The 7,060-nt window shown below is 37.7% G+C and carries 3 protein-coding genes and 1 pseudogene; 1 reads left to right on the plus strand and 3 read right to left on the minus strand.

The window, feature by feature from the left end; all coding sequences use genetic code 11:
• A partial coding sequence (locus F6K13_RS11550; protein ID WP_287287419.1) for a ribonuclease R family protein occupies nucleotides 1–1,895 on the minus strand: 1,895 nt, incomplete at its 3' end.
• 437 nt (nucleotides 1,896–2,332) lie between these two features.
• Nucleotides 2,333–3,568 (minus strand): annotated as a pseudogene (locus F6K13_RS11555) (RNA-guided endonuclease InsQ/TnpB family protein).
• 204 nt (nucleotides 3,569–3,772) lie between these two features.
• Between F6K13_RS11555 and F6K13_RS11560 the strand changes: the two are divergent.
• Nucleotides 3,773–4,990 (plus strand): hypothetical protein, encoded by a 1,218-nt coding sequence (locus tag F6K13_RS11560; RefSeq protein ID WP_124147315.1) that lies wholly within the window; start codon nucleotides 3,773–3,775, stop codon nucleotides 4,988–4,990.
• Nucleotides 4,991–5,129: 139 nt separating this feature from the next.
• Here F6K13_RS11560 and clpP read toward each other — a convergent pair whose 3' ends face one another.
• Nucleotides 5,130–5,717: an ATP-dependent Clp endopeptidase proteolytic subunit ClpP gene (clpP, locus tag F6K13_RS11565; protein WP_124147314.1), complete on the minus strand. Its 588-nt coding sequence runs from the start codon at nucleotides 5,715–5,717 to the stop codon at nucleotides 5,130–5,132.
• Nucleotides 5,718–7,060 lie beyond the last annotated feature (1,343 nt).

The raw sequence follows: 7,060 nt of genomic DNA on the forward strand, positions 1-7,060 counted from the left end.
GTTGGAAGCACAACTAACATCAGTAGTTGTGCTTCCAACTCTTGCTGTATTTCTGGAGGTAGAACATTCCAGGTGATTTTGCCATGACAGGAAGAATGACTGAGTTCTACACCTTCTTTGGAGCGACTCGAACGGCGATCGCGTCCTTCATTAAAGATGGTATGTAATACTCGTGAAATCAGCAGGTCAGAATATCTGGAAACTGGCGAGATACAATGAACATAACCATGTTGCAATGCTAGTCCAAAATGGGGTTGAGCTATGGTACTATAAATAGCTGGTTTTAAAGTATCTTCAAGCAAGTATGCCAGCACTCTTTCTGATTTCTTTGCAGTAAATTCTTCAATAAATGCTTGATAGTCAGCAGGTTGCACGTCTTCTTCATCTTCTAGATATAACTCAGCTCCAAGATTACTAGCTAATTTAATAAATTCTTGGATGTCTCCTGGATCTGGAGTATTTTGGACTCGATAAATTGCTGGTACTCCCAGTGCGAGTAAGTGACTTGCTATTGCTTGGTTCGCTAGGACGATTAATTCTGCTACCATAGATCGAGCCGGAAATAGTTCGGGAACTATCATTGCTCCCAATTCTCCCTCATCATTGTAATAGCTTTTTTCATCTGGTAAATTTAGATCGAAACCACCTCTTCGTAATCTTGCATTGCGGACTGCTTGACTGACATGATTGAGTTTATTAATTGTATTATCAATTTGATCTGAGGCCAGATTAGCTAATTCCTCTGTATTTCCATTGATAATTTCTTTGGTCTGTTCATAGCTAAGATGATCGTCTACCTTGATGACACTAGGTTCAATTTCAAACTCAACTATTTGACCATTTTTATTGACCGTAACTAGGATTGATATCGCGAGTCTATCTTTTTCTGGTAGTAAAGAACAGTAATCACTTGATATTATCTTTGGCATTATCGGAATTACTGTATCCCGCAGGTATATACTAATACTTCGCTTACGAGCTTCTTTGTCTAGTTGTGAATCTGGTTTAATAAAGTATGCTACATCAGCAATATGAATTCCTATTCGCCAATAACCGGAGGAAGTTGTTTCTATGCTCAGACCATGGTTAATGTCTTTCTTATTGGCATTTCCAAAGGAAACTGTCAGCAGTTCGCGCAAATCTAATCTATTTTTTTGATCAGCCTTTGTCGAGTGCTTAACCAAGGACTCAGCTTCTTTGAGAACAGCATCAGAAAAAGACCGGGGCAAGTCATGTTTGCAACATACTATATCCATATCGTCTGCTGCTTCTGCATCTGAACCTAGAATTTGAACTACTTTTCCTATTGGACGTTTTTCTCCCAGGGGATAGCGCAATACTTCGACATGGACAAGGTGATCGATGGCATTCGCTAGGTCAGGACTTTCTGGTACTAGGTCTAGTTCAAATAGTAAGCGATCGTCTAGGGGAACTGCCCGATAATAGGGTTCTCCATTATGTCCATTTATCTGTTTGATTCTGGCTAACAAGGAGGGGTTAGCACGTTCTAAGATTAATTTTACTTCTCCTTCTGGACTCCGACGACGACTGCCTTCTTTGATGATTTTGACTAAGACGCGATCGCTATTCCAGGCGTTACTCAGATGACTTTCTCGAATATAAATATCTTCAGTTCCTTCTGAGTCTTGTATTGCGAAGCAAAATCCTTTACTGGAACAGCGAAGTTTTGCTTCTACAATTGCCTCTTCAAATAGTCGTCGATAACGACCTTTATCTTTGGCTAAAACTCCTATTTTTTCTAGAGCATCCAAAACAATTTGTAATTTATGGATACTTAGATCGTCTTGACAATCTAGTTTTTTCTCCACTGCTTTAGGAGCGACTAATTTGTCTTCACTAAAGTTTGCTAGGAGTGTAGCGATGGAAAATTTCATGCAGCGTTTTATCCTTTTTGTTATCGGTTCAGTTATCCCATAAATTAGTCTGCCTTGACTGTCTCACCTAGATAGTCGTCTTAATCAGCTTTCCCTAGTTCAATGCTTAATGGCCCTCTTAAGCTAATTTTGGCAAGACATTTACTGAGTAGAGTTATTTCATCGTAGACAAAACTGCCCAGCTATCTAGTATTTACCACTATCTTTGCTACTTTTTGTGAATGTATTAGGATAAATGGCTTGTACTTTTTTGTCTTCACCATAGTTTATGGGAAACTTATTCTTTTTTGGTGATTCAGGTCTATGGACGTGCGACTAATTTAATCGTTTGTTTATTCTATAAGAAAAGGTGACCAACTTTGGACTGTATTGTTTTTGACACTCCCCCGGCTGTTGGCGTAGCCTGCCGTTAGGCATAGCGCGGGGGATTCTTTGTTCTACGACCCAAGTTGCTGAGGCAGGATTTTTCCTACCTCAGTAGTGCCTGAATCTCCCAAAGCGTTTTACTCATTGAGCCAAGTTCCGATGTGCCCCATCGTACTTAAGGCCGAATTCAGGATATTGATGGCCGCATTGTGGTCGCGGTCTAGAATACATCCACATCGACAAATATGGGTTCGAGTGGATAATGACTTTTTGACTGTGGTGCCACAATTTGAGCATTTTTGGGTCCTGTATGCAGGATTAACCGCAACCGTTACTTTGCCAAACTTTGGCCCAAAATACTCTAACCATTCTTGATGCAGTCGCTCATGGGGGACACCCCTAAGACCGCGCTGCATCGCTTTTCTGAATTGATACCAACCTGCATCATTAATACACTTGGCGAGACAGTGGTTTTTCACCAAGTTCTTAATCCTCAAGTCTTCATAGGCTACCACATCGTTAGATCGGATGACGCAACGTGCCAGTCTCTTGGCATATTCTTCACGTTGCCTACTTATTTTGAGGTGTACTCGTCCCAGTTTATTAATAGCTTTCTGGCGGTTGGTACTGCCTTTCTGCTTACGAGAAACGCGACGCTGATAGAACTTCATTCGCTTCTCGCTTTTTCTGTAGAATCTTGGGTTAGGCTCTCTATTGTCTTCTGAATCGGTGTAGAACTCTTTGAGTCCAACATCTAAACCGACGTTATGCAATGTCTGTTCACTCTCAACTTTGATATCTACACTAATACAAAACTGACAATAATAGCCATCAGCTCGTCTGACCAGTCGCACCCGCTTAATCTTCTCAACTGGATAGAATGCTAAATCCCACGTCCCCATCAGTTTAAGCTTGCCAATCCCTTTTCTGTCGGTGAACTCTATGTGTTTAGGGTCTTGCAACTTCCAACCGGATGTTTTGTATTCGACAGAGCGAGTATTTTTCTTGAACTGTGGATATCCTTTCTTTCCTGGGATGTTTCTGTTGGAGTTCTCAAAGAATTGAGCAATGGCTGACCAGCACCTTTTTACAGATGCCTGACAAGCATGGGAGTTTAAATCTTTGACGAAGGGATACATTGCACGCAATTCGGTATTGTACCGATATAGCTCTTTCCTGCCCGCTCCTGGATTATCCATCCAGAACCTCAAGCATGAATTTCTGACAAATTGCCCCGTCCGGATTGCCTCATCAATACCTTGGTATTGATTCAGTTTTCCTTTGACTTTAAACTCGTAGACTATCATAATATATGAGGCTAGTTTTGGGAGGGGTATATTGATATTTTAACACATTCAGCTAGATTTCTCCAACGCCGGTTGAGGTTCACCGTCCTTCTAGGACAGGGCTTGAGACCAGCTTTTTTTGGTCAATGAAATAGCTCTGAAGTTTTGGGCAAATGTACTAAACTGGACTTTTAACTCGATCTAGGTTTCACTAAGTAGACAATTATGTTAGAACGTTTTCGAGCTTGTTACCCCACAGGTTGCTTAATCTCTGAGTTAATTACTATCCATAATGGTAAGTATGTGGTTCGTGTCCTAGTGCAGGTCAATGGTCAAACTTTGGCCAGTGGGTTAGGGGCGGCTGATACTGTGGAGTTGGCAGAAGACCAAGCTAGAAAGCGATCGCTTGCTATTCTTCCACTTGATAAATCTATTTCTACACCTCAAACTTCTGTTCAATTTTATCCTACTCAATCTGTTAGTCCTCCTCCATCTGTCAGTCCTCCAACACCACAGACTAATACTTATATAAACACTTCTTTAGAAAAAGAAATAGAGGAAGTACCACCAGCAATATCGAATTTAGATACTAATGAAATTCCTGATAGTTCAACTGTTTTGTCTTTAGATGTTAATGAGGTTCCTGATAGTTCAACTATTTCGTCTGAGTTGGAAGAATCAGATATTTATACCCCGGTGGAAAAAGAGGAATTACCAATAGTAGAGTCTAGTATTAACTATGATGATATTCCTGATTCTACTCAAAATTCGAGTGGCTTTGATAATAGTTGGTTAAATACTAAATATGGTACGGAACAGGAGGAGGAAAAGATTGATGAGGCGACAGAAACATTAATAAGTTCTGGAAATGATAATGATATAGATAGTGAAATAACTACATCAGAATCTATAGATTCATCAGTAGAAATAGCTCAATCAATTGATAATAATGATGAAAATTCTTCACTAAGTTCATCATACGATGTATCTAATGAAAATGTTAATATAGACATTTTGATTGATAGTTTAGGCTGGACGAAAGAACAGGAGCGAGATTTTCTCGAACAAAATTATCATCAAGAAAAACGCCAATTCTTAACACCAGAAGAATTATTTAATTTCCATCAATATTTAGATATTTTGCTTAAGGTTACAAAGGAAAGTAAAAGCCAAGGATGGAAGCTTAAACAACAAAAAGATTATTTAGAATATAGTCATAATAAAGAATCTTTGGAACAGTTAAGTGTAGATGAGTTACAAAGCTTTTTGGAGTATTTAGAAGTTTTTGGTAAAACTACCAATGAAATTAAACGTTTAGGTTGGAATTCAACAAAAGGAAAAACTTATCTCAAAAAAAACTATGGAGAGGAAGGGCGTACACGTCTTTCCTTTGAAAAATTGCAAGATTTCTTACAACATTTAGAAAAGTTAGATATGCCTTGAAGAAGAAAGAAGGAAGAAGGAAGAAGGAAAAAATGGATGGGGACTCAAACCCCAACCAGTTGTAAAAATCCTGTAGACGGCGGGGTATTCAACCCAAAAGAAAAAGACAAAAATTTAGTGGGAATCAAGAAAAAATTGGTTAATAATTAGAGGGGTTACGGTTATAAACTTGGTCAATTAAGCCGTACTCCATTGCTTCTGTAGCTGACATAAAAAAGTCTCTTTCTGTATCTTCTGCAATTTTTTCTATGGGTTGACCTGTGTGGTCTGCTAAACAGTCATTCAGGTATTTTTTGAGGTATAAAATCTCCCTAGCTTGAATTTCAATGTCTGTGGCCTGACCTTGTGCTCCACCTAATGGTTGGTGAATCATAATTCGAGCGTGGGGTAGACTCATTCTTTTGCCTTTTGTTCCTCCACTGAGAAGAAATGCTCCCATACTGGCGGCTATTCCCATACAAATAGTACAGACATCGGGGCGAACGTGTCTCATGGTGTCATAAATACCCATCCCTGCACTGACCGATCCACCAGGGGAGTTGATATAGAGATAAATATCTTTTTCTGGGTCTTCTGAATCTAAATATAATAATTGGCCGACAATTAGATTGGCCAGATCGGAATCTATGGCTTCTCCTAGATATATTATGCGATCGCGTAGAAGTCTAGAATAAATATCGAAGGCTCTTTCGCCACGGCCAGATTGTTCAATAACGGTTGGAATCATATTTTTTAAGTCAAAAGTTAAGTGTCAAAATTTTTGACATTTGTATATCTTAGCGATTCTGGTTGAAGTTTAGCAAATTTATTAGGAAGTCAGGTAGGGTTTATTAGTATTTAGGCAGAATTTAACCAGACAATTGCAAAGATAAAATAGTGGATATTTTTTTTACTTTTCATTCTTATTTTGACAATATTTATAGATATTTTTTTGTTTGAAATTATTTTTTTTACATTAATATATTAAGGGCAATTATGGTTAAGTTTTAGCTAATTTATTGGGGATTAAGGTAAAGTTTATGGTAGTTATGCATAGTGATGGTATATGTAGCAATATAGTTAAGTTAAGGATTTTTTTGGCAGTTATTTAATCTCAAAAGTTACTCTAATGGTTCCATAGCTTATGAATTTTTATCTTATCTGTTTGCGCAGCATTCCGTAGGAAACTGTATTGGTATATGTAGATGAAAAATGGCGCTTCATAGGAGCATCTTGCTTCTACTGTTCTTCCCCTTGAGCAAAATAATTACAATGCACGACTACCAAGTTTATTAGTATTTAGGCAGCAGATTATAATACAATGACAAAGCTAAAATAGTGCATCAATGCTAGAAATACAACTAAATTAATTAGTATTCCATAGACAGTCAGGATATAAGTTGATAGTTTGAGTTATTTTTTCTGTGATTAAATTTATGGTTTTAACCCATTCCTCATAATTGGAAACTTTATAGACTTTCATGCTATTAAGTCCGGTAGCATCAGTATTGTAAAGTAAGGGTAAGGAATAAGGAAGATGGAAGATGGAAGAAGACTTAAAAGGCTGAAAAAAACTTAAATTTCCTGTAGATGTTCACCCTGGGGTTTACACAAACGATAATGTGCGGACATGATATGAAATGTTGTCAAGCTTAAGACTTTTTAGTTCTACTTGAAAAAACTCTTTAAGGTAGAAGTTGGGAAAGATTTACTTTGCGAGTTTCCTCAATTTATACTTGTTCTTAAATAGCTATATTTTTTCAGGTATATCGGTGAATTTAAAATGTTTTTACATCCAAATGATAGGAACTTTCAGAGGTAGTGTAATTTCAGTTATCGGTATCACTACCTCCTGCAATAAGGAGGCTTGACATCAGGAATATTATCGTTTTTTTTATCCCTTTAAAAAGGGGAGGCTTTAGACCACAATTTTTCGGTAAAGACTCGGATTATCTAATTGTTTAACTATCTCAATGCCTCGCTCTTCAGTAATTATATTTGTACCGCTTTTATATTACTAGATCGACTAGGTTAAAAATTTGGTGTAACTTATGAATATATCAACCTATTTACTGACTGTGATAAATTCAC

This window comes from Okeania sp. SIO2B9, from assembly GCF_010672505.1.
Lineage (GTDB): Bacteria > Cyanobacteriota > Cyanobacteriia > Cyanobacteriales > Microcoleaceae > Okeania > Okeania hirsuta.